The sequence below is a fragment of the Sporosarcina sp. P29 genome, from assembly GCF_002743265.1.
In the GTDB taxonomy this organism is placed as follows: domain Bacteria; phylum Bacillota; class Bacilli; order Bacillales_A; family Planococcaceae; genus Sporosarcina.
In genome coordinates this window covers 1-365 of record NZ_PDYX01000150.1, presented here as the reverse complement: position 1 = coordinate 365, position 365 = coordinate 1, and the positions used below count along the sequence as shown (strand labels likewise).

At 53.4% G+C, this 365-nt stretch carries 1 protein-coding gene; it reads right to left on the bottom strand.

From position 1 onward, the window contains the following. Window positions 1–365 (bottom strand): nicotinate-nucleotide diphosphorylase (locus tag CSV68_RS16985; RefSeq protein ID WP_368665192.1); only part of this gene is annotated, 365 nt, incomplete at both ends.

Sequence of the window (365 nt, the reverse complement as noted above, 5' to 3'; positions counted from 1 at the left end):
GTAGCGACGTACTTCGCTTGCCACACCGGACAACGTCTGCACGAAGTTCAGCGCGGTTCGTTCGCCGGTCAGCAGTACACGGGAAGGTCCATCAAGTTCGAACAGCGGCTGATTTGCCGTAATCGCATCACCGTCGTCGACATGCCAGGTGATCTGCACCTCATCGCCTGCCAGTTGGGTAAAGACCTCTTCAACCCAACGCTTACCGCAAAAAATACCCTCTTCGCGCGTAATAATGACCGCATGTGAGCGAGTCTCTTTTGGCAATAATTGTGCGGTAATATCCCTGTCGGCGCTGACGTCACCGCCCAGATCTTCTTTCAGGGCATGGGCAACGCTTGCCGGAATATCCATATTAATACGTT